This is a genomic window from Rhizorhabdus sp. P4_G5, from assembly GCF_056401065.1.
On record NZ_JBFUKB010000002.1, the window covers coordinates 308,551 to 329,711 of the forward strand.

The 21,161-nt window shown below is 65.5% G+C and carries 19 protein-coding genes; 14 read left to right on the forward strand and 5 right to left on the reverse strand.

Annotated elements, in window-relative coordinates:
- Positions 1-203: 203 nt before the first annotated feature.
- The 5 genes from AC1DQK_RS03785 (at position 204) to AC1DQK_RS03805 (ending at position 5,149) form a co-directional block, all read left to right on the forward strand.
- A complete protein-coding gene (locus tag AC1DQK_RS03785) occupies positions 204-701 on the forward strand; it encodes a hypothetical protein (protein WP_477867550.1) in 498 nt (165 codons plus the stop codon).
- Positions 702-969: 268 nt separating this feature from the next.
- Complete coding sequence (gene flhA / locus AC1DQK_RS03790) at positions 970-3,117, forward strand: flagellar biosynthesis protein FlhA (RefSeq protein ID WP_477867552.1); 2,148 nt, start codon at positions 970-972, stop codon at positions 3,115-3,117.
- Positions 3,114-3,971: a MinD/ParA family ATP-binding protein gene (locus tag AC1DQK_RS03795; protein ID WP_477867554.1), complete on the forward strand. Its 858-nt coding sequence runs from the start codon at positions 3,114-3,116 to the stop codon at positions 3,969-3,971. Before flhA ends, AC1DQK_RS03795 begins: the two co-directional genes overlap by 4 nt.
- Entirely contained in the window at positions 3,961-4,692 is a 732-nt protein-coding gene (locus AC1DQK_RS03800; protein WP_477867556.1) for a sigma-70 family RNA polymerase sigma factor, read from the forward strand. The genes AC1DQK_RS03795 and AC1DQK_RS03800 overlap by 11 nt, the downstream gene beginning before the upstream one ends.
- Before the next feature lie 157 nt (positions 4,693-4,849).
- Positions 4,850-5,149, forward strand: a complete 300-nt coding sequence (locus tag AC1DQK_RS03805; protein WP_477867558.1) for a PspC domain-containing protein — start codon at positions 4,850-4,852, stop codon at positions 5,147-5,149.
- Between the two features lie 28 nt (positions 5,150-5,177).
- On the opposite strand, the gene AC1DQK_RS03810 is transcribed toward AC1DQK_RS03805, so the two are convergent.
- The 3 genes from AC1DQK_RS03810 to AC1DQK_RS03820 form a co-directional block, all read right to left on the reverse strand.
- Positions 5,178-5,957, reverse strand: a complete 780-nt coding sequence (locus AC1DQK_RS03810; RefSeq protein ID WP_477867560.1) for a hypothetical protein — start codon at positions 5,955-5,957, stop codon at positions 5,178-5,180.
- Positions 5,958-6,066: 109 nt separating this feature from the next.
- Positions 6,067-6,891, reverse strand: a complete 825-nt coding sequence (locus AC1DQK_RS03815) for a flagellin N-terminal helical domain-containing protein (protein ID WP_477867562.1) — start codon at positions 6,889-6,891, stop codon at positions 6,067-6,069.
- 363 nt (positions 6,892-7,254) lie between these two features.
- The gene (locus tag AC1DQK_RS03820) at positions 7,255-8,079 is read right to left on the reverse strand and encodes a flagellin N-terminal helical domain-containing protein (RefSeq protein WP_477867564.1); all 825 of its coding nucleotides are present in this window, start codon (positions 8,077-8,079) and stop codon (positions 7,255-7,257) included.
- 464 nt (positions 8,080-8,543) lie between these two features.
- Between AC1DQK_RS03820 and AC1DQK_RS03825 the strand changes: the two genes are divergently transcribed.
- From AC1DQK_RS03825 to AC1DQK_RS03865, 9 genes are read left to right on the forward strand one after another with little or no spacing between them, the layout of a single operon-like run.
- Complete coding sequence (locus AC1DQK_RS03825) at positions 8,544-9,818, forward strand: sigma-54 interaction domain-containing protein (RefSeq protein WP_477867566.1); 1,275 nt, start codon at positions 8,544-8,546, stop codon at positions 9,816-9,818.
- 11 nt (positions 9,819-9,829) lie between these two features.
- The gene (gene fliE / locus AC1DQK_RS03830) at positions 9,830-10,195 is read left to right on the forward strand and encodes a flagellar hook-basal body complex protein FliE (protein WP_477867568.1); all 366 of its coding nucleotides are present in this window, start codon (positions 9,830-9,832) and stop codon (positions 10,193-10,195) included.
- Between the two features lie 3 nt (positions 10,196-10,198).
- Positions 10,199-11,935: a flagellar basal-body MS-ring/collar protein FliF gene (gene fliF / locus AC1DQK_RS03835; RefSeq protein ID WP_477867570.1), complete on the forward strand. Its 1,737-nt coding sequence runs from the start codon at positions 10,199-10,201 to the stop codon at positions 11,933-11,935.
- Positions 11,936-11,940: 5 nt separating this feature from the next.
- Positions 11,941-12,975 carry a flagellar motor switch protein FliG gene (fliG, locus tag AC1DQK_RS03840; RefSeq protein ID WP_477867572.1) on the forward strand — a complete coding sequence of 345 codons (1,035 nt, stop codon included), beginning with the start codon at positions 11,941-11,943 and terminating at the stop codon, positions 12,973-12,975.
- Positions 12,968-13,612, forward strand: coding sequence for a FliH/SctL family protein (locus tag AC1DQK_RS03845; RefSeq protein ID WP_477867574.1), 645 nt, complete (start codon positions 12,968-12,970; stop codon positions 13,610-13,612). Before fliG ends, AC1DQK_RS03845 begins: the two co-directional genes overlap by 8 nt.
- Before the next feature lie 58 nt (positions 13,613-13,670).
- Positions 13,671-14,969 carry a FliI/YscN family ATPase gene (locus AC1DQK_RS03850; protein WP_477867731.1) on the forward strand — a complete coding sequence of 433 codons (1,299 nt, stop codon included), beginning with the start codon at positions 13,671-13,673 and terminating at the stop codon, positions 14,967-14,969.
- Positions 14,966-15,397 carry a hypothetical protein gene (locus AC1DQK_RS03855; RefSeq protein WP_477867576.1) on the forward strand — a complete coding sequence of 144 codons (432 nt, stop codon included), beginning with the start codon at positions 14,966-14,968 and terminating at the stop codon, positions 15,395-15,397. Before AC1DQK_RS03850 ends, AC1DQK_RS03855 begins: the two co-directional genes overlap by 4 nt.
- The gene (locus AC1DQK_RS03860) at positions 15,375-17,048 is read left to right on the forward strand and encodes a flagellar hook-length control protein FliK (RefSeq protein ID WP_477867578.1); all 1,674 of its coding nucleotides are present in this window, start codon (positions 15,375-15,377) and stop codon (positions 17,046-17,048) included. Before AC1DQK_RS03855 ends, AC1DQK_RS03860 begins: the two co-directional genes overlap by 23 nt.
- Positions 17,049-17,065: 17 nt before the next feature.
- The gene (locus AC1DQK_RS03865; protein ID WP_477867580.1) at positions 17,066-17,668 is read left to right on the forward strand and encodes a flagellar basal body-associated FliL family protein; all 603 of its coding nucleotides are present in this window, start codon (positions 17,066-17,068) and stop codon (positions 17,666-17,668) included.
- Positions 17,669-17,720: 52 nt separating this feature from the next.
- On the opposite strand, the gene AC1DQK_RS03870 is transcribed toward AC1DQK_RS03865, so the two are convergent.
- Both AC1DQK_RS03870 and lpdA read right to left on the reverse strand, forming a co-directional pair.
- On the reverse strand, positions 17,721-19,667 hold the full coding sequence (locus AC1DQK_RS03870) for a S9 family peptidase (RefSeq protein WP_477867582.1): 1,947 nt from the start codon (positions 19,665-19,667) through the stop codon (positions 17,721-17,723).
- Positions 19,668-19,742: 75 nt separating this feature from the next.
- Positions 19,743-21,134, reverse strand: a complete 1,392-nt coding sequence (lpdA, locus tag AC1DQK_RS03875; protein WP_477867584.1) for a dihydrolipoyl dehydrogenase — start codon at positions 21,132-21,134, stop codon at positions 19,743-19,745.
- Between the last annotated feature and the right edge of the window lie 27 nt (positions 21,135-21,161).

Genomic DNA, 21,161 nt, shown 5'->3' on the forward strand with positions numbered 1-21,161 from the left:
ATTCCGCTATCGGCTTCGTAACGGGTGCGTCCCGATATGCTACTCGATTACTCGAATATGGAGCAAACGGCAGCACGGGGGTTCAAGGCACCTTAGCTATCCCATCAGGAACCTCGCCCGAGCATAAGTGTTTACAACGAGTCAGGTCGAGACAGCTTCATCGAGCGGAACCAGTTCGAAGCCCTGTCTCGCGGAGAGTATCCATGTCTGCGTATTTGCGTAACAGCGTCCTGGCCCTTGCGGCATCGCTCAGCCTCACCGCCTGCTATGATGACGGCTATGGCTATGGCGGAATGTCGGTAGGCTATGGCGCCAGCTATCCATCCTATTATGGCTGGTATGACGACTTTTATTACCCCGGCACCGGCTATTATCTCTATGACCGCGGCGGCCATCGCCAGCGGTGGAGCGATAATCAGCGGCGCTATTGGCAGGATCGCCAGCGGACCTTCCGGGGCGCCGATCGCGGCGACCAGCGCGAGCTTCGTGAGAATTGGCAGGCCTTCCGCCAGGACCGGCGCGGCGATGACCGCGCTTTCCGGCAGGAGCGCCGGGAGGACCGCCAGGCGCTGGCCCGCGGCGAGATGACGCGCCAGCAATTCCGGCAGGACCGGCGGGCCGACCGGCAGTCGTTCCGGCAGGAGATGGGCGAGGACCGGCAGACGCTGCGCCGCGAGAACCGGCGGGGCCACCGGGATTGAGGCGAGCGCGCGGCGTCGGTCGCCTTTGCCCTGCCTTCTCCGTCGTCCCGGACGTGATCCGGGATGACGTGCACGACGTCGCGTGTCCTCCCCCTAAACTTTTGTCGCCAACGACCGTACTTAACCGCCTCTAACTCAAAATTAACCACATCTGGCGCACTCCTCGCTTTGCAACCACGCCAAGGCGATCGAGGACGACATGCCGAGAGCATCTGTTTCCGCCAGTTTCCGGCACTTCCGGCGCCCCGCGCGCCAGGAGGCCTGAGTCATGGCGGCACCCGTGTCGATGAGCCGCAAATTGTGGGCCGCGACCGGCCGCAGCGCGATCCTGCCAATGGCGACGCTGATGCTCGTCGGGCTGATGGTGATCCCGGTCCCCTCGTTCGTGCTCGACATGGGCTTCATCGCCAACATCATGATCAGTCTCGCAGTGCTGATGGTAGCGCTCAATGCCGCCAAGCCGCTCGACTTCTCGTCCTTTCCGACGGTGCTGCTGTTCGCCACATTGTTCCGCCTGGCGCTGAACGTCGCTTCGACCCGCGTGGTGCTGGTCGACGGACATCAGGGGCCGGCCGCGGCAGGCCATGTCATCGAGAGCTTCGGCAATTTCCTGATCGGCGGCGATTACGCCGTCGGCCTGTTCGTGTTCGGCATCCTGATGGTGATCAACCTCGTCGTGATCACCAAGGGCGCCGGCCGCGTCTCCGAAGTCTCGGCGCGCTTCACCCTCGACGCGATGCCCGGCAAGCAGATGGCGATCGATGCCGATCTCAACGCCGGGCTGCTCACCCCCGAGGAAGCCAAGCTGCGCCGCCAGGAAGTCGCCACCGAGGCCGATTTCTACGGCTCGATGGACGGCGCCTCGAAGTTCGTGAAGGGCGATGCCGTCGCCGGCGTTCTGATCCTCGTGATCAACATTCTCGGCGGCCTCATCCTCGGCGTGATGAGCCACGGCCTGTCGCTGAGCGAAGCCGCCTCGACCTACATCATTCTGGCGATCGGCGATGCATTGGTCGCACAGGTGCCGGCGCTGCTGCTGTCGATCGCCGCCGCTGCGATCGTCACCCGCGTTTCCTCGCCGCTCGACCTGGCGGGCCAGATCACAAGCCAGTTCGGTTCGGCCCGCGCCTGGACGCCTGTTTCGGGCATCCTCGCGCTGCTCGGCATCGTACCCGGCATGCCGCACTTCATCATCCTGTCGGCCGCCGGCGTTGCGGGTTTCGCGGCCTGGAAGATGAACACATCGAAGCGGGTGGAAGCCGCACTCGAAGTCGCCGCCGCAGAGGCCGCAGCGGCGCCCGCCCCGGTTTCCCCGAACAGCATCGACTGGAACGACGTCTCCGACGGCGCCGCCCTCGGCCTCGAACTCGGCTATGGTCTTGTCGGGCTGGTCGACGAGCGCAAGGGCGCACCGCTCATGGCGCGGATCACCGGTATCCGCCGTCAGCTGTCACGCGAGCTGGGCTTCGTCGTGCCGCTGGTCCGCGTGCGCGACAATCTGAGCCTGCCGCCCAATGCCTATCGCATCACCGTCGCCGGCGTGATCATGGGCGAGGACGAGGCATTTCCCGAACAGCTGCTCGCGCTCGACAGCGGCGATCTCGAAGGCACGGTCGACGGCCGCGCCTGCCGCGATCCCAGCTTCGGCCTCGAAGCCGTATGGATCACGCCCGAGAAGCGCGCCGATGCGATCGTCGCGGGCTATACCGTCGTCGATCCCGCCACGGTCGTCGCTACCCATCTCAACCAGATCATCGCCGCCGCCGCCGCCGACTTGTTCGGCATGGATGAAGCCCAGCGCCTGCTTGATTCCCTCAAGGAATCCGCGCCCCAGCTGGTCGGCGGCCTCACCCCCTCGCCGCTCAGCCTCGCCCAGATCGCCGCGGCCTGCCGTGCGCTGCTCGCGGAAGGCGTGCCGCTGAAGGATTTCCGCCGCATCGCCGAATCGATGGTCGACGCCGCCGCACAGTCGAGCGACGCGGCCGCGCTGGTCGAGAATATCCGTTCGCGGATCGGCGCGCTGATCGTGCAGACGCTGGTGCCGGTGAAAATGCCGCTGCCCGTGGTGACGCTCGATGCCGGACTTGAGTCGCTGCTCGCACAGGCGGTGCGGACCTCGCCCGGTGCGGCACACCCGTTCGAACCGGCGCTCGCCAACCGCATCGTCTCGGCGATCGCCGAGGCTTCCGCGCCGATGGTCAACAGCGCGACCCGCTTCGCCATCGTCACTTCGCCGATCGCGCGGCGCGCACTGGCTCGCCTCCTCAAACCCCATTTGCCGGAAACGCCCGTCATGTCCTTCCTCGAGATTCCCGATGGCAAGGCGGTCGAAGTCGCCGCGGTGGTTGGCGGCGGGCCCTCTCATAATGGCAGTGCCGGCGCCCTGGGTGCGCGACCGATGGAGACCGCAGCATGATCCGCGCCCGCACCGACCTGATCGATCTACCCACTTCGGCGGCCCGGCAGCGCAGCGCCCGCGTCATCAGCATCGCCTGCGGCCGCAGCGGCGTCGGCAAGACGACGATAGCCGCAAACCTCGCGCTGTCGCTGTCGAAGATGCACCGCCGCGCCATGCTGGTGGATTGTGATCCCGGTCCCGGCGATGCGACGCGCATCATGGGTTTCGACCCGGCGGAATCGATCGATGATGTGATCGGGGGGCGGCTGACGATCGACCAGATCGTGGTGGACGGTCCTGAGGCGTTGTTCGTGGTGCCGGCTGGACCCGCCGATGCCGCCGGCCGGGTCGACCTCGCCGCGCGGCTCAAACTGGCCGATGCCTTCCGTCCGCACCGCAGGTCGCTCGACTATGTGATCGTCGATACGCCCGGCAGCGCCGATCCCGACACGCTTGACATGGTCGCATCCGCCGACCTGCCGGTGGTCGTGCTGGCGCCGGACGCCGATCGCTTCATGGATGCCTATGGCACGGTGAAGCTGCTTGCGCTCGACCATGGTGTCCGCGACATCGCGATCGTAACCAACCGGATCACCGACGAAGCGATGGGCCGCGAACTGTTCCGCCGCTTCCGCGAAGTGTCGGGCCGGTTCCTTGCCGACACCAGGCTGAGCTATCTTGGCGGCGTTCCCCGCGATGAACGCGTACTGACCGCCGTCGCGCGGCGGCGGCTTGTCGTCGATCAATATCCCGGCGCCCGCGCGGCGCAGGCGCTGAGCCACCTCGCCCGCACGATCGATACGCTCGATATCCGCGCCCACGCTGGCGGCGACTGCTTCTTCGGCATGGAGGCGGTCGCCCGTGCTAGCTGAATCTCGCGACTCCTCGCTGCACACCTATGGCCGCAAGCCGCAGAAGCCGCGGGCGGAAGACCTGGTGCGCAGCCATATGCAGCTTGTCCGCAAGATCGCCTGGCATGTCCATGGCCGGGTTTCGTCGGCTATCGACATCGAGGATCTGATCCAGATCGGCATGATCGCGCTGGTCGAAGCCGCCAATGGCTATGAGGATCGCGGTCACGCCTTCTCCACCTATGCCTCGCTGCGGGTGCGCGGTGCGATGATTGATCATCTGCGCCGCCACGCATCGATGAGCCGATCGGCGATGGTCAAGCGCCGGGAAATGCTCAAGGCAAAGTCCGATTTCGAAAAACGCTACGGGCGCAGTCCCAGCGATTCCGAACTTGCCCAGGCCATGGGCCTCGACGGCGCCGCGTTCCGCGCACTGGTCGATGAAACAGCGGCCACCTACCAGGAGTCGCTCGACGAGGTGTATTCGGACCAGTCGATCTGGTTCGCCGACGTCGAGGAGAGCGCCGACCAGGGGATCGAGCGCGAGGAACTGGCTGCGGCGCTCGGCGAACATATTTCGGAACTGCCGGAGCGCGAGGCGATGGTGCTCCAGCTCTATTTCGTCGAGGAGATGAACCTCGAAGAAATCGGCCAGACGCTCGGCATCGGCGCGGCGCGGGTCTGCCAGATCAAGAAGACTGCACTCGACAAGCTGCGCACGTCGCTGAAGGATTGGCGGTAGATCCCAACCTTTAGCGTGATCGCCGCCTGATCCGGCCACTGCGCCGCAGCATTCCAGTAAAAATGGCGAAATTCCTCGATCGCCCAGCTTTGGCATGGCTCGTGCAACGCCGCCTGCATCCGGCGGACACTGCCCGCTTCACGAAGGAACTGGTTCGATGCAACGCTCTCACCCGTCGCTCTTTGCCCGCCACGACACATTTTTCGGAGTATGCGAGGCGATCGGCCAGGACTTCGGCTTCCACTCCAACTATGTGAGGCTGGCCGTCGGCCTGGGCCTGCTGCTGAGCCCGCTTGCAACCGTCGCCGCCTATATCGGTGCGGGCGTTCTGGTGGCGATTTCCCGCTGGATCTACCCGATCCGCGCGGCGGGTGCGGAGGCCCCAACTGCCTTGCTGGAAGAAGCGCGGCAGAGCGATAAGGACCAAGGCAGGATCGTCTTCGCCGAAGCGGCTTGAACCCCTCCCCGTCTGCGCGCGGGGAGCCTTAGCGCCGGTCGAGTGCCGCTTCGACGCGCGCCATCTTCATCCCGAACTCGTTGAAGCGGGCGTTGGTGTCGGCCTGTCCGCTCTGGACTGCCTTCAACACCATGTTCATCGGATCGCGCTCGGCCAGGCTGGACTGCAGCACCTCCATGCGGTGCTTGAGCTCCTCGCTGCTGACCGGCGTATCGGCAAGCTGCGCACGCTGTGCCTGCAGCAGCTCGATCTGCCGGTCCCGGACCAGTCGCAGGTCGTGGATCAGTGCATTTGCCGTCTCGAGCTGATGTTGCCGCTCGCGCGCATCGGCGACCACGAGTTGCGCGGACATGATCGTACGCTCCGCGACGATCAGGCCAACGGCCGAGATCAGGCTGGACATGAGGCCGACGCCGATGGCGATCTGGCTCATCCTGCTCGGTGACCTGGGTGCGATGGCCTGCTGTAAGGCCTCGGGGGCTGCCGGAGCAGGAGCGATCGTGGCGGCCGGGGGCGTCGGAACCGGCGGTGTCGGAATGGGCTGCATCGCCGGCGATGGGGCGGTCGGCTGATCGATCGCACCAGCCACGAGGGCATCGAGATCATCGAAGTCGTCGATCTGGATCGACATGATCCCGACCGGCGCACTCTCCTCGTCCGGTGCGGAAAAATCGATCGGCCCGATCCCGGCGAGCTTTGCGGCGGGCTGATCGTCGCGCGTCTGGACGACGCTGGTTTCGAGATCTTCGAGGGCTTTGAGCGCTGCGTCGAAACCGCTGCCGCTGTCCGAAATCGAGATCGTATCCATCGAACTTTTCCTGTCGAACGCCGGGGCACTTCAAGAAAAAGGCCCCCGGCGCGGGGAAACGAAGCGCCGGGGGCCTGAGAGACGGCCGTTTGAGGAGGCCGGCTATCTTTTAGCGGAGCAGGCTCAGCACATTCTGCTGGCTCTGGTTCGCCTGGGCGAGCATCGCCGTCGAAGCCTGTGCAAGGATCTGCGACTTGGCGAGCGAGGTCGATTCCACCGAGAAGTCCGCGTCTTCGATCCGCGAGCGGGCTTCAGACAGGTTGTTGACGTTCGCGGTCAGCACGTTGACGGCGGCGTCAAGACGGCTCTGGGTGGCGCCGAGACCGGCGCGGACCGTGTTGACCTGGGTCACGGCGGCGTCGAATGCGGTGATCGCGGTGCCGGCATTCGTCGTGGTGTCGACCTTGATGCCGGTGGCATAGGCCGCAGCAACCTTGTCGAGGCCACCGACCGAGATCGACGTCGTGTCGCCCGAATTGATGCCGGTCTGGATCGAGAAGGTCGTCGCGACCGAGGTTGCCCCGAACAGCGTGTTGCCGTTGAACTTGGTCTTGGTGACGACGTCCGAGATCTGCGACTGGAGCGCTGCGACTTCCGTCTGCAGATTATCACGATCGCTCGACTGGTAGGTGCCGTTCGACGCCTGCACGGCCAGTTCGCGGACACGCTGCAGCATGTTGGTCACTTCGCCCAGCGCGCCTTCAGCGGTCTGCGCCAGGGAGATGCCGTCATTGGCGTTGCGGATCGCGACGGTCATGCCGCGGACCGACGAGGTCATCGAGGAAGCGATGGCGAGGCCGGCTGCGTCGTCCTTGGCGGTGTTGATGCGCTTACCGCTCGACAGGCGCTCCATGGCGGTCGCCTGCATCTGCCCGGCGAGACGGCCGGCGTTCTGCGAACGCAGCGACGAAATATTGGTGTTGATGACAGACATGAGTGAATCCTTCCGCTGTTACTCGGCGTGCCGGCTACTCGACCGTTCTCGCCACGATCCGGGTAACGACGTCCTGAAACTATGCTTAAGGAAGAAAGATGGTTAAGCGGCATTAACCATAATTTAATTCGAAAAGCGGTGCGGCAATCGCGGTGCGTTGGTCGGAAATACGGCGTTCCACGGGTCTTCCACTTTGGGCAGCACTAGAGGCGGACTATGCTATCGCTCATGTTTACCCTCACCCCAGCCTTCGCCGGGGTGACGGCCATAGCACGCTGAGACGGCCGGCGCCCAAAAACGGAAACAGCCCCCGATGCGGATGCACCGGGGGCCGTCTCGGCCAGCAACTGGGGGAAGAAGCTATTATTTGAGGAGGCTGAGCACGTTCTGCTGGCTCTGATTGGCCTGGGCCAGCATCGCCGTGGATGCCTGTGCCAGGATCTGCGACTTGGCGAGGTTGCTCGATTCCAGCGAGAAGTCGGCATCCTCGATCCGCGAGCGCGCTTCCGAGAGGTTGTTGATGTTGGCGGTCAGCACGTTGACCGTCGCTTCGAGGCGGTTCTGGTTGGCGCCGAGATTGGCCCGCACATTGGCCACCTGGGTCAGGGCCAGATCAGAAGCGGTGAGCGCCAGCGCCGCATTGGCGGTGGTGTCGACCTTGATGCCGGTCGCATAGGCCGCGGCCACCTTGTCGAGACCTCCAACCGTGATTGCCGTCGTGTCGCCGGAGTTGATGCCGGTCTGGATTGCAAAGCTGGTGCCGCCCGAAGTGACTGCGAACAACGTGTTGCCGTTGAACTTGGTCTTGGTCACCACGTCGGAGATCTGCGACTGGAGCGCTGCGACTTCGGTCTGGAGGTTGTCACGATCGGTCGACTGGTAGGTGCCGTTGGCAGCCTGGACGGCCAGTTCGCGGATACGCTGCAGCATGTTGCTGGCTTCGCCGAGCGCGCCTTCCGCAGTCTGCGACAAGGAGATGCCGTCATTGGCGTTGCGGATCGCGACCGACATGCCCCGGACCGATGCGGTCATCGAAGAGGCGATGGCGAGGCCGGCGGCGTCGTCCTTAGCCGAATTGATGCGCTTGCCGCTCGAGAGGCGCTCCATCGCGGAGGCCTGCATCTGATTGGCCAGGCGACCTGCATTCTGGGCGCGGAGCGAAGAGATGTTGGTGTTGATGACGGTCATGTGGATCAGTCCTTGTCCTGTTAAGGGGCGATGATCCGGTGCTGGCCGTTCTCGCCTCGATCCCATTAACGGCCGTGCTTACTCCGGCTTTAACCAGGAAAATTCACCACGATCGATTTTTTCCAGACTTTCCACTCAACCTATTATTTTTACACAATTAGTTTTTAGTCGTAGTCGGTGTTAAGCCAGTTTGGCCACTGGGCTGACGGCGCCGGTCTCATCCGGACATCGCCGGCCCGGCAAGTTTCTGCCGCCTCCGACTAAAGGATGAGCAACCTCTTGCCGCTCGCCTGAAACGCCCATTTTCCGGCGCGCTTTCGCCGCCTCTCGCGCTCGCGCGCGTGAGCGTGCCGCCACGGGCAGGTGCGTCGCGCGGTCTATTAAGACTTTCGTAGTTAATCTGCCGGTAAGGATGTCAGGCAAGGAATTGGCGTGGCTGGCACGTCGATCCGCGAGGACGGCCCATGACGACGATCGGCATCAGCGAGAAGGCGCAAGGTTCCCACCCCACGCTCGTCGCGTGGCTGGCCGGCGCAGGGATCGAAACCGCACGGCTCGACCCTGCCGCCGCACCGGCCCGTGATGCCCAGCGCATCCTCCACGTCACCGAGTTCGGCGTCGCCCGCCAGCACGACATCCTGATCGACTTTGCGGATGGCCTGCCGGTGCTGCGCCGCGCCAAGGTCGGCCGCCCTGCCACCGTGGTCTTCGGCTTCGAAGACATGGCGTTCGGCCATGCGTTGATCGCTGAACTGATCCGCCCGCGCATCATGCCGGCCTGCGGTGAACCGGACAGTGCCCGGTTCCTGTCGCTGGCCGCCCGCGTCGCGCGAAGCGACGCAACCGTGCTGTTGCTGGGCGAGACCGGCACCGGCAAGGAAGGTGTCGCCCGCTTCGTCCACGCCGTCTCCCCGCGCCAAGACAAGCCTTTCGTCGCGGTCAACTGCGCCGCCCTTCCCGAAACCATGCTCGAAGCCATCCTGTTCGGCCACCAGAAAGGCGCCTTCACCGGAGCGACCGGGTCGGGGGACGGCCTGTTCCGCGCCGCCGAGGGCGGCACGCTGCTGCTCGACGAGATCTCCGAGCTGCCGCTGCCCCTGCAGGCGAAGCTGCTCCGCGCCCTGCAGGAGCGCGAAGTGCTTCCCGTCGGCGCCACCGCGCCGATTGCGATCGACGTTCGCATCATTGCCGCCGGCAATCGCGATCTCGCCGCCGAAGTCGAGGCCGGGCGGTTCCGCGCTGATCTCTACTGGCGGCTCAACGTCATGCCGATGACCCTGAAGCCGCTGGGCCAACGCCGCCAAGACATCAGGGCGATTTCGGCCGCGCTGCTCCTGCGCCACACGCCGGACCATGAGGAACTCGCCTGGCCGACCGCCAACGCGCTCGACCGGCTGATGACGCATGGCTGGCCCGGCAATGTCCGCGAGCTCGAAAATGTTCTCCAGCGCGCCATGCTGATGCGCGACGGCAGCCGCATCGAGGCCGCCGACCTGATGATCGATCCCGCGCCGAACGCCCCCGCCTTCCGCATGGCATCGGTCGAACCCGCACCGATCGCATCCCCCCCGCTCCAGGCGCCCGTTCGCCTCGCCGACGCGCGCCGCCTGAGCCAGGCGCAAGCGATCGAGGAAGCACTCGCGGCGACCGGTGGCCACCGCCTCCGCGCCGCCCAGCGGCTCGGCATTTCCGAACGCACGCTGCGCTATCGCATGGCCGACATGCGCGCTGTGGCTTGAGGGAGGGCTAGATGACCACCATCAACACGAGCAACCTGATGGCGATGCGCAACGCCATCCTGCAGCAGAACTCGGCTCTGCAGAAGGCCGCCGCCGCTCCCGCGCCCAACCCCATCGACGGAGTTGCGTCGGTAGGCACGACGACGGGCGCGCCCGATGGCGGCTTCGCCTCGACGCTGCGCGGCGCCCTGGGCGAGGTCAACAACCAGCAGACCAAGGCCGGCGCGATCAGCGAGAGCTATGAGCGCGGCGAAACCACTGACATCGCGGCCGTGATGCTCCAGCGCGAGCAGGCCAATGTCGGTTTCCAGGCCACCCTGCAGGTCCGCAACAAACTCCTGTCCGCCTATAAGGACATCATGAGCATGCCGGTATAATCGATGGCTGACATCATCACCTCCTCCGCCCCGAACGCTCCTGCGCTGTCCGCCCCGACGGGTGCGGGTAGCGTCGGTACATCGGCGATCCTCGAGCGGGTAAAGGATTTCACCGCACAACCGGCGATCCAGCGCAGCCTGCCGATGATCGGCCTGATCGCGCTGCTCGGCGTCGCCGCGCTGCTCTGGTCGACGATGTCCGGTGCCCCACAGCGCGACCTGTTCGCCGGCATGGGCGACGCCGACAAGGCTGCGGTGGCCGACGCGCTGAAGGCTGCGAACATCCCCTATCAGGTCGATCGCGACACCGGCTCGCTGACCGTGTCGGAGACGAGCTTTTACCAGGCCAAGATGCTGCTCGCACAGCAGGGCCTGCCCAAGTCGGCCCCCGATGGCGATGCCATGATCTCCTCGCTCCCGCTCGGCGCCAGCCGCGCGGTCGAGGGCGAGAAACTGCGCACCGCGCGCGAGATGGATCTGGCCCGCACGATCGAAGCCATCGACGCCGTCGAAACCGCCAAGATCCACATCGCCGCAGACCAGCCGAGCGTCTTCCTGCGCGACGAAGCCAAGCCGCAGGCCTCGGTGATGCTGCGGCTGCGCGCCGGACGTGCGCTATCGGACTCGCAGGTCCAGGCGATCGTCCATCTTGTCGCATCGTCCGTACCGAACCTCTCACCCGACGGCGTGTCGGTGGTCGACCAGGCCGGCCGGCTGCTGTCCTCCTCGGGAAGCGACCCGATGAGCGAGGCCTCCAACCGACAGGTCGACATCCAGAACAAGATCGAGCAGCGCTATCTCGACGCGCTCACCAAGATCCTGACGCCGATCGTCGGCCCCGGCAACTTCACCGCCGAAGTCCATGCCGACGTCGACTTCACCGAAACCCAGGCGACCCGCGAGAGCTATCCCAAGGATACCGCCGTGGTCCGCTCCGAACAGGGCGGCTGGACCGGCGACAAGAATGGCGGCGAAGCCTCTGGCATCCCCGGCGCCCTGTCGAACCAGGCCCCGGCCGCGAGCCAGGTGACCGCAGCGCCGCAGCAGACCGTGAACGCCACGGCCGGCACAACCGCCGCCGCGGAAGCCGGCAAGACTTCCGAGCAGTATAACCGCACCTATGAGCTCGGCCGCGAGGTGTCGGTCACCCATAATCCGGTCGGCCAGGTGAAGCGCCTCTCGGTTGCCGTCGCCCTGCGTGAAGGCAGCCGCAAGTTCAGCCGCGCCGAGCTCGCATCGATCGAGTCGCTGCTGCGCGGCGCGATCGGCGCCGATCAGGCCCGCGGCGATGTCGTCGCCCTCTCCGCCCGCAGCTTTGCGGTCATGGAGGATGCCGAGGTCAAGCCCAACTGGTGGGAGGCCACCTGGGTCTCGACCCTGGCCCGCAACCTATCTGCGCTGCTCGTCGTCGCGCTGCTCGTCTTCGGCGTCGCCAAGCCGATGCTCAAGCGTCGCGCCGCCTTCGCGGAGGAACGGAAAACCGCGATGCAGGCAATGATCAGCTCGGGCGGCCGTATCCCCGAGGGCACCAGCCCGGCGGTCCGCAACGAGATCGCTTCCGCACTCGCCCAGCAGGCGCTGCATGACCCCAACAAACCCGTGACCCTCGATATGATCCAGGCCACGCCGGGCTATGCCAATCGCGCCGAGCTGATCCGCAATTTCGTACGCCAGGATCCGGACCGCGCCGCCCTGGTCGTCCGCGACCTCATCCGCGCCGACATGCCGGGAGCCGATTGATCGCCATGGCCGACGAAACGCCCATCGACACCGAAAATGCCAGCCCTGTGCCGCCCAGCGGCAGCCAGGCCGCCGCAATCCTGCTGATGCTGCTTGGCGAGGAGGAGGCCGCGACCGTGCTGAGCCGGCTCGAACCAGACGAGGTACAGCATCTCGGCGGCGCGATGTTCGGGGTGGCCAACATCTCGGAGGATCAGATCGATGACGTGTTCGACGTCTTCGTCGATCGCGCCAGGGTTCGCACCACCCTCGGTTTCGGCGTCGAACGCCAGATCAAGGGCATGATGCACAAGGCGCTCGGCCAGGACAAGGCCGATCAGGTGCTCCAGCGGATCACACCCGTCCAGCATGTCAGTACGCTCGAAAATCTCAAATGGATGGACGCGCGCGCCATCGCCAACCTGATCGAGTTCGAGCATCCGCAACTCGCCGCGATCGTGCTCGCCTTCCTCGAAGCCCAGCGCGCGGCCGACGTGCTCCAGCTGCTGCCCGAGGAGATGCAGGCCGACCTGGTCTATCGCGTCGCGACCATGGGCCCCGTCACCGAGGCCGCTCTTTCTGAACTGGACGAGATGCTCAACCGGCCCGCGACCGAACAGTCCACCGGTGCGACCACGCGCCGCGGCGGCGCCGGGGAGGCCGCCAAGATCGTCAATTCGTCACGGAAGGCCGCCGAGCAGCGGATCATCAAGGCCCTGCAGAAGCTCGACAAGTCGGTCGCCCGGAACATCGAGGAAGAGATGTTCATCTTCGACAATCTGATGGCGGTGGGTGACAAGGACCTCGGCACGCTGCTGCGTGCGGTGGACAATGATGTGCTGGTCGTGTCGCTCAAGGGCGCCGACGAGAAGCTGCGGCAGAAGATTTTCGCCTGCATGTCCAGCCGCGCCGCCCAGTCGATCCAGGACGAAATCGCCGATCGCGGCCCGATGCGGCTGGCCGATGTCCAGGAAGCGCAGAAGGCTATGCTCTCGATTGCGCGCAAGCTTGCTGCCGAAGGCACCATCAGTCTCGGCGGAAAGGGCGACGACTTTGTCTGATCTGTGGGCGAGCGATCTCAGCGGCGACGCGACCCGGGTCGATGCCTGGGCACGCCCTGCTCCATCCGGCCAGTTCACGCCCTGGGGTGACAATCCCCATCCCAAGCGCCGCGCGAGCGACTTCGCGCCGAGCCCGCGCCAGCCCCAGGCAGCACCGGTCACCGATATCGAGACGCTGCGCGCCGAGGCTTTCGCGGAAGGGTTCGAGCATGGCCGACAGGCCGTGATGGTCGAGTTCGCCCGCGAGCGGGAAGCGCTTGCCGAACTCATTCGCTCGGCCGAGGCGATCAAGCCCGAACCTGCCGGTCCGCTCGCGGCGGTTCTGGCGGAAACCGTCGCACGGTTCGTCCGGCAGATCGTCGGCGAAGTGAAGATCGATCCCGCGATGCTGAAGGAGCGGGCTGAAACGATCGCCGAGATGGTCACCGCCGAGTCCGGCCCTGCCCGGCTGCGCATGCACCCCGAAGACATAGCCATGCTGGACGGCGTCGACCTGGGCCTTCCAATGGCGCCCGATCATCATCTCACCTCCGGCACGATCATCCTCGAGACCGGCGAAGGGTGGATCGAGGATGGACCGCAGGTCCGCCTCGCGCGGCTGCGCAGCCAGTTGGACAATATGGGCCTCCCGCGATGATCAGGATCATCGCTCATATGGGCCTCCCGCGATGAGCATAGCTGCCATGTCCCGGGCCATGCTCGACGCTGTCGAGCTGGAGCCGACAGGCCCGCGCCGGATCGGCCGCCTCGCCTCTTATGATGGCCTGATGCTTGAGGCTACCGGCTTTCCGATGCCGGTTGGTTCGAACGCCCGCGTCATCGATGCCGACGGCCATGCCGCGCTCGCCGAGGTCGTGGGCTTCCGCGGCAACCGCACGCTTTTGATGGCGCTCGATGCCGACGCTCCGCACAGCGCGGGGGCACGCGTCGAGCCCGACCGCCGGGGCGGCTCGGTCGATGTTGGCGACACTCTGCTGGGCCGGGTGATCGACGCACTGGGCAACCCGATCGACGGCCTCGGGCCGATCGCCACGGCCGAACGCTGGCCGCTGGCCGGCAAGCGTGGCAACCCGCTCGACCGCGCCCGAGTGACCGAACCGTTCGACATGGGCGTGCGCGCGATCAATGCGCTGCTCACGGCCGGCGTCGGGCAGCGCATCGCCATCGCCGCCGGCTCGGGCGTCGGAAAATCCGTGCTGATGGGCCAGATGATCTCCGGCGCCGACGCCGACGTGATCGTCGTCGGCCTGGTCGGCGAACGCAGCCGCGAGGTCAGCGACTTTCTCGCCACCAAGCTGGCGGGACCAGTGCGCCAGAAGAGCGTGGTGGTCGCCGTTCCCGCCGATCATCCGCCGGTGCTGCGGCTGCGGGCCGCGATGCGCGCGACGGCCATCGCCGAATATTTCCGCGCGCAAGGCAAGCGCGTGCTGCTGCTGATCGACAGCCTTACCCGCGTCGCCCATGCGCAGCGCGAAATCGGCCTGTCGCTGGGCGAGCCGCCGACGATGAAGGGCTATCCGCCGTCGGCGCTCGGCATGATCCCGCGGCTGATCGAGCGCGCCGGCGTCGACGCCAGCTCCGGAGGGTCGATCACCGCTCTCTACACGGTTCTTGCCGATGGCGACGACACCGACGATCCGATCGTCGACACCGCGCGCGCCATCGTCGATGGCCATATCATCCTGTCGCGCAGCCTTGCCGAACAAGGCGTGTTTCCCGCGATCGACGTCGGCAAGTCGCTGAGCCGCGTGATGAACGACATCGTCGGGCCCGAACATCTCCAGGCCGCACAGATCCTGCGCCGCCTGTGGGCGGTCTATGAGGAAAACCGCGATCTGATCCTGATGGGCGCCTATCGCACCGGCAGCGACCCGATCATCGATATCGCTATCGCCAGGCACGACCACATCCTCGAGTTCATGAGCCAGGGTCAGAAGGACCGGGTCGACTTCGACGAGTCGGTCAAGGCGCTGATTGAGGCGTTCGGCGGATGAAGGCACTGGTCGCAAAGCGAGCGCGCATCACCCGGGTGCGGGGCGTGCAGCACATGCTCGCCACTTCGGCCGCAGCGAGCGCCGAGGCGCAGGTCGCTTCGCTGGAGAACAATGCCGCAAAGCTCGCCTCGCTGCGCGACAGCCTGACCCTGCCGAGCGGCCCGTCGACCGGCGCGATCCTTCAGAACCGCGGCGAACTGGCGCAGCGTCTCGACAAAGCCCGCAACGGCCTCACCGACGCCATCGTCACGGCACGTGCCGCGGCCGAAAAGAAGATCGCAGAGCGGCTCGAAGCGCGCCAACGCCAGGAAAGCGCGGCGAAGCTCGATGCCCGTGCGGTGCAGGCTCTCTCGGACTGGACCGAGGCCCGTATCGCCGCGAATTTCCGTCCGAGAGGACCAAGACATGCAGAGCAAGGTGAAGACTGACATGGCCGTTGCAGCACTTTCCACCGCCTCGATCGCGTTGAACACGAGTCCGGCCCCGGCCCCGGCGGCCCAACAGCCATCGGAGGCTCCTCAAGCCTTCGCAAAGCTGGTCGAGCGGGCCAAGCCCGAAGACAAGGCGCCCGAAGACGGCACGCGCGCCCAAGCCACGCCCGACGGCGATGCCGAAACCGCGGCGGCAGCCGAAGACAGCTCCGTCAACCCGCCCGAAGGTGAAGCGAAGGAACTGCCCTCCAGCCAGCCGGTGGACCTGCTCGCGGAAATCGAGGCCATGGTCACCGCCGCCAGCCAGCTCGGCGTCAATCAGCCTATGCCGATCGCGCCCATGCCGCCGGCGCCGGTCGCGACTCCATCCGAAACAGCGGCCACCAGCGTCGCCACGACCGTCGCCCTGCCAGCGGACATTGCGACCGCCACGGCCAAGTCCATTACAGCGATGATGCCGACGGCGTCCGATGGCCCGGCCAGATCGATCGGGGCCGACACCAATACCGCGCGTGCCGCCGTGACGACGCCGGTCGCGACGACCTCTACGCCAGCGGCGCCGATCCCGGAAACAGGCAGCCCGGTGGAAACTGCGGAATCTTCTTCCGCCGCGACGCCATCGACGATGGTCGAAGATGGCGGATCGCCACGAACTGGCGACGGCCTCAGGAGCGGCTCCGCTGCGCGAAGCGACATCGCCGCGCTGCTCGCCTCGCTCAAATCGGTCTACCAGCCTGCCAAGCCTCGCGACGCCGTTGCGGCCGAGGCTGCGCCCGTCCCATTGCCGGCCCAAAAGCTGGCTGAGCTTGCGGCCGGCACCGCCCCCGCCGCTGTCGCGGCTGCCATCGTGCCCGCCGCGCAACCAACCACCGCCGCCGTGGTTCAGCCGGTCCTTGCCGCCGTCATGCCAGCGGTGACTACGCCGAAAACCGCGAGGCCCGCCGCAGGCGCGGCCGCTACGTCCATCGTCGATGCGAACGTCCCGAGCGCGACACCGCTGCCCGACACCACGATCAGCCAGGACGGCAACGCACCGCTTCCGCAGGCAAGGACGGCCGAGGCTGATACCTCTACGCCGCCTCCGGCCGACCCGGCAGCCGGCCCTGCGCTTGCCCCGGCCGATACGACACCGGCTCCAATCGCCAGCAGCACGCCCACGACTTCAGCAGCACCCCATGCTGAGGGAGTCCCGGTAGCGACCCAGGCCGAACAGAGCGTCGCCCGGCATCTCGATCTCGCCCGCGACAATCAGTGGCTGGATCGACTGGCGCGGGACATCAGCCAGGCGGCCAGCCAGCAGGGCCACCTGAAGTTCCAGCTCAATCCCGAACATCTCGGCGCGTTGACCGTGGAAATCGCCAACAGCGCGTCGGGGACCGCGATCCGCATGACCGCGGACACCGATCAGGCCCGCACGATCATCGCCGACGCCCAGCCGCGCCTGCTCGCCGAAGTCCGCGCGCAGGGACTGCGCGTCTCGGAGTCGCATGTCGACCTGAGCCAGCAAGGCGGCGGCAGTTCGGCTTCGGCGCAGGGACAGCAGCGCCAGTCGTCAGAAAATCATAAACCTTTTGCCGCTACACAGGCGGCGATCCGTGACGATGCCGGCGAGTCGGCATCGCGCGACGATGGTGAACTTTACGCCTGATCCATAGGATTTGAACGATGAGCAGTGCCGCCGCAGCCGCCGCCGAGGCGCCGAAGAAGAAGGGCAAGATGAAGGGCATCCTGATGATGCTCATGATGGCGATCGTCTTCGCGGGCGGTGGCGTCGGCGCGGGCATGTATGCTGCCGGTGCGGGCCTGGCCGGCGAGCACGAGAAAGCGGTGGAGGAAGACCCCAACGCGCCGAAGCTCGTCGTCAAGGAAGGCCTCGAAGAAGGCGGGCATGCCGAGAAGAAGACGCTTCCGCTCGGCATCGAGACGGACCAGTCGCCCGATCCGACCAAGTACAAGGCCACCTATTACACCTTCGAGCAGCCATTCACCGCCAACCTGCGCGACTCCGACGGCTTCACCCAGATCGGCCTGGGAGCATCGACATTCTACGATCAGAAGGTGCTCGATAATCTCAAGGACAACGAAATGCCGATCCGCTCGGCGATCCTGATGGTCATGTCGCAGCAGGACAGCTTCACCATCTCGACGCCGGAAGGCAAGCTGACGCTCCAGAAGCAGCTCAAGGACGCGATCAACGACGTGCTCAAGCAGCGCACCGGCTTTGGCGGCATAGACAATGTCTATTTCACCTCGATGGTCGTGCAGTAGCGGCAGGGTCGCCGCGTTTCACTCGGCTACGTCGATCGGCGATATCCGAGGCTCAGGGGCCAGGGTCAGCCGGATTATACTTCTGGACGAAGTCGAGTGCGGCCTGCAGCATCGTCCGACGGGTCACGCTACGTGACATCCAATGATCTTCGGCGGGAAGCGTCACCAACTCCACCGGTTTCTTCGCCCGCCTCAGCGCGTCTGCCATGCTGGTGCTCTGCTGGTACAGTACCACCGTGTCGTCCTTGCCATGGACCAGCAGGATCGGCGCATCCGCGGCGGCCGCATAGCGAATAGGCGAGATGTCCTGCAGGTCGCGGCCCGATCCGATCTCCGCCTTAAGTGATCGCATCAGCGTGCGGTCGTTGCCGCTTTCGGACATCTCCGTCTGATAGAATCTGCTCACGTCGCTGATCCCCGACACCGACACGGCGCAGCGATAGAGCCCATGCTGAAGCGTAACCCCGGCAAGCGCCGCATATCCGCCATAGCTTGCGCCCATGATGCAGGCTCGCTTCGGATCGACGATGCCCTGTCGGGCGAGCTCTGCCAGACCGTCCGACATGTCGGTCTGCATCTTGCGCCCCCACTCGCCATTGCCGGCCATCCTGAATTCCGCGCCATATCCGGACGAACCACGAAAGTTGGGCTGAACCACAGCATATCCGCGCGACGCAAACGCCTGCGCCCACCAGTCGAATATTGGATAGTCGCGCGCAGTGGGGCCGCCATGCGGCAGCACTATCACCGGAAGGTTGGTGGGCTTGCGTCCTGGAGGAAGCGACAGAACAGCATTGAGGTCCAGCCCGTCCGAGGCCTTGTAGCGGACCATTCGAACCAATCCGACCGCAGATTCGGCCAACGGATACGCGGTTCCCAATTCCTTGGCGCTGCGCCCTTTGATGTCGACGATCCACCATGTCTGCGGATCGCCGCTTCCGTCCGTGCGTATGATCAACCGATCGAAATCGTCGTTCCAGTCTACGAGCTGGACCTGACGCCCCGGAAACGCACGACCGATCCTCTGCACCGCCTTTTGCCGCTCGGCATCGTAGAAATAAGCTTCCGGCACGTCGCCCTCGCGCGCATGACCGATCAACAGGCGCGTTCGGCCGTCGAAATAGGGCGCAAAGATGCTTTCGCCCGACAGGATCTCGACCGGAGCACCGCCCTTGAGGGAAACCTCCATCCACCGATCAATGCCGGTGACTTCGTCGCTCTCGCTGTAAATGAGCGTATCCGGAGCGCGCCCAAGGCTTAGCAGGCCGATTCCTCCCTGCCGTGCGCGGCCACTCGCGATCGTGGCGCCCTTGCCGTTCCGGATCAGCCAGTTCCCCTTCAGCGGCGAAAAGTCGAGGCTCGCCGCGACGTCACCATGTGCATCGACCAGCCACTCCCGGTCGGTGTCTTGCGTGCTGCGTTGCGCGATCGACCGTGCCTTTCCTGTGTCGAGGTCGACCTGATAGAGATCGGGCCTTATCTTGCCGGACGGTACGCCGTTCTTGGTGTCGAGACCGCCGAAATACCCGTACCGGTGGCCGTCCTTTTCGACCGTGCCGAAATACCCGAAGACGCCGCCGGTGATGGTCTGGCTACGCTCGAAAACGGCGAAAGGCGTTCCACCAGGAACCGGCATCACGATCACCGAGGACAGTTCGGCTTTCGACGAGGTGAACTCCTGCCCCAATGCGACAGTGCTGCTCAGCTTGATGAGGAGCTTGCCGTCACCGGCCCAGTCGATCCAGCGCACCTTCTGATCGTCCAGCGGCACCGCTTGGATTACCCGCTGATCCTTGTCCAAGACGATCACCCGCCGCCGCCCTTCGACGACGCCGACCAGAGCTATATAGCTTCCGGTGGGCGAGATGGCCGCCATCTCCAGTCCCGGCAAGTTTCCGTATAGCGAAACGGGCGGTGCGCTCGCAGCGTGGATCTTCGCCGTCAGCAACAGCAGCAACAGGGCGGCGATCGACGACCATCGCAATGACTTCAGCGGCAAAACCACAACTCCCCCGGCCAGGCTCGACCAGGAGAAAGCTATCGTTCCGGCGCCGGTTCAGCCAGCGTCAAAGCATCAGATATGGATGGGTTTTCCCGTCACCGCCATCGCCGCTTCCTTGATCGCTTCCGAATGGGTCGGGTGCGCGTGGCAGGTGTAGGCGATGTCTTCGCTGGTCGCGCCGAACTCCATGGCCTGCGCGGCCTGGGCGATCATGGTTCCTGCCAGCGAAGCGATGATGTGGACGCCGAGCACCCGGTCGCTCTTCGCATCGGCGATCACCTTCACGAAGCCGTCTGGCTCATGATTGGTCTTGGCCCGCGAGTTGGCCATCATCGGGAATTTGCCGACCTTGATCTCGCCGCGCTCCCTGGCCTGCTCCTCGGTCAGGCCGACGCCGGCGATCTCGGGCATGGTATAGACCACGCCAGGGATGACATCGTGGTTTACGATCCCGGTCAGACCGGCGATGTTTTCCGCGACAGCAATGCCCTCGTCCTCGGCCTTGTGGGCGAGCATCGGGCCGGGCACCACATCGCCGATCGCCCAGATGCCAGGGACCGCGGTGGCGAAGTCGTGGTGGATTTCGATCTGGCCGCGCTTGTTCGTGATGAGCCCTGCGCGCTCGAGGGCGAGGCCCTCCGTGTTCGGCCGCCGGCCTATCGACACAAGCACCGCATCCGCCTCGATCGTCTCCGACGCGCCGCCGGCAGCAGGCTCCACCGTGACGATCGCCTTGCCGCCTTCGACTGCGACGCTGGTCACCTTGGTCGACAGCTTCAAAGCCATCCCCTGTTTCTTGAACAGCTTTGCGGATTCCTTACGGACCTCCTCGTCCATGCCGGGCAGCAACTGGTCCAGGAACTCGACGACTGTCACTTTCGCCCCGAGCCGCTTCCAGACCGATCCGAGCTCCAGCCCGATGACGCCGCCGCCGATCACGACGAGATGGTTCGGAACCTTGGACAGCTCCAGCGCGCCGGTCGAGGAGACGACCGTCTTCTCGTCGATCTCGACGCCAGGAAGCGGCGTGACGCTCGACCCGGTGGCGATGACGATGTTCTTCGCGCGATAATGTTTGCCGGCGACATCTATGCTGTCCTTGCCGGTGAAGGAGGCCAGCCCCTTCAGCCACTCGACCTTGTTCTTCTTGAACAGATATTCGATCCCGGCGGTCAGGCCCTTGACCGCATCGCGGCGCTGGCCGTGCATCATCTCCAGGTCGAGCTCGACGGTCGTCTTGATCCCGAGCTTGGCAAGCTTGCCGCTCGCGGCCTCGTCATAGAGCTCCGAGGCGTGGAGCATCGCCTTCGACGGAATGCAGCCGACATTGAGGCAGGTTCCGCCCAGGGTGTCGCGGCTTTCGGCGCAAGCCGTCCGGAGGCCAAGCTGCGCGGCGCGGATCGCGGCGACATAGCCGCCCGGCCCCGCGCCGATGACGATCACATCGAAATCATAGTCGGACATTGGTCACTTCCTCATTCCGTCATCCCG

Coding starts and splice junctions, on each gene's coding strand:
- fliF (WP_477867570.1), top strand. CDS start 10,199: ATGGCTGACATCATCACCTCCTCCGCCCCGAACGCTCCTGCGCTGTCC.
- fliG (WP_477867572.1), top strand. CDS start 11,941: ATGGCCGACGAAACGCCCATCGACACCGAAAATGCCAGCCCTGTGCCG.
- lpdA (WP_477867584.1), bottom strand. CDS start 21,134: ATGTCCGACTATGATTTCGATGTGATCGTCATCGGCGCGGGGCCGGGC.
- AC1DQK_RS03785 (WP_477867550.1), top strand. CDS start 204: ATGTCTGCGTATTTGCGTAACAGCGTCCTGGCCCTTGCGGCATCGCTC.
- AC1DQK_RS03820 (WP_477867564.1), bottom strand. CDS start 8,079: ATGACCGTCATCAACACCAACATCTCTTCGCTCCGCGCCCAGAATGCA.
- AC1DQK_RS03815 (WP_477867562.1), bottom strand. CDS start 6,891: ATGTCTGTCATCAACACCAATATTTCGTCGCTGCGTTCGCAGAACGCC.
- AC1DQK_RS03855 (WP_477867576.1), top strand. CDS start 14,966: ATGAAGGCACTGGTCGCAAAGCGAGCGCGCATCACCCGGGTGCGGGGC.
- AC1DQK_RS03860 (WP_477867578.1), top strand. CDS start 15,375: ATGCAGAGCAAGGTGAAGACTGACATGGCCGTTGCAGCACTTTCCACC.
- AC1DQK_RS03805 (WP_477867558.1), top strand. CDS start 4,850: ATGCAACGCTCTCACCCGTCGCTCTTTGCCCGCCACGACACATTTTTC.
- AC1DQK_RS03850 (WP_477867731.1), top strand. CDS start 13,671: ATGCTCGACGCTGTCGAGCTGGAGCCGACAGGCCCGCGCCGGATCGGC.
- flhA (WP_477867552.1), top strand. CDS start 970: ATGGCGGCACCCGTGTCGATGAGCCGCAAATTGTGGGCCGCGACCGGC.
- AC1DQK_RS03810 (WP_477867560.1), bottom strand. CDS start 5,957: ATGGATACGATCTCGATTTCGGACAGCGGCAGCGGTTTCGACGCAGCG.
- fliE (WP_477867568.1), top strand. CDS start 9,830: ATGACCACCATCAACACGAGCAACCTGATGGCGATGCGCAACGCCATC.
- AC1DQK_RS03865 (WP_477867580.1), top strand. CDS start 17,066: ATGAGCAGTGCCGCCGCAGCCGCCGCCGAGGCGCCGAAGAAGAAGGGC.
- AC1DQK_RS03825 (WP_477867566.1), top strand. CDS start 8,544: ATGACGACGATCGGCATCAGCGAGAAGGCGCAAGGTTCCCACCCCACG.
- AC1DQK_RS03795 (WP_477867554.1), top strand. CDS start 3,114: ATGATCCGCGCCCGCACCGACCTGATCGATCTACCCACTTCGGCGGCC.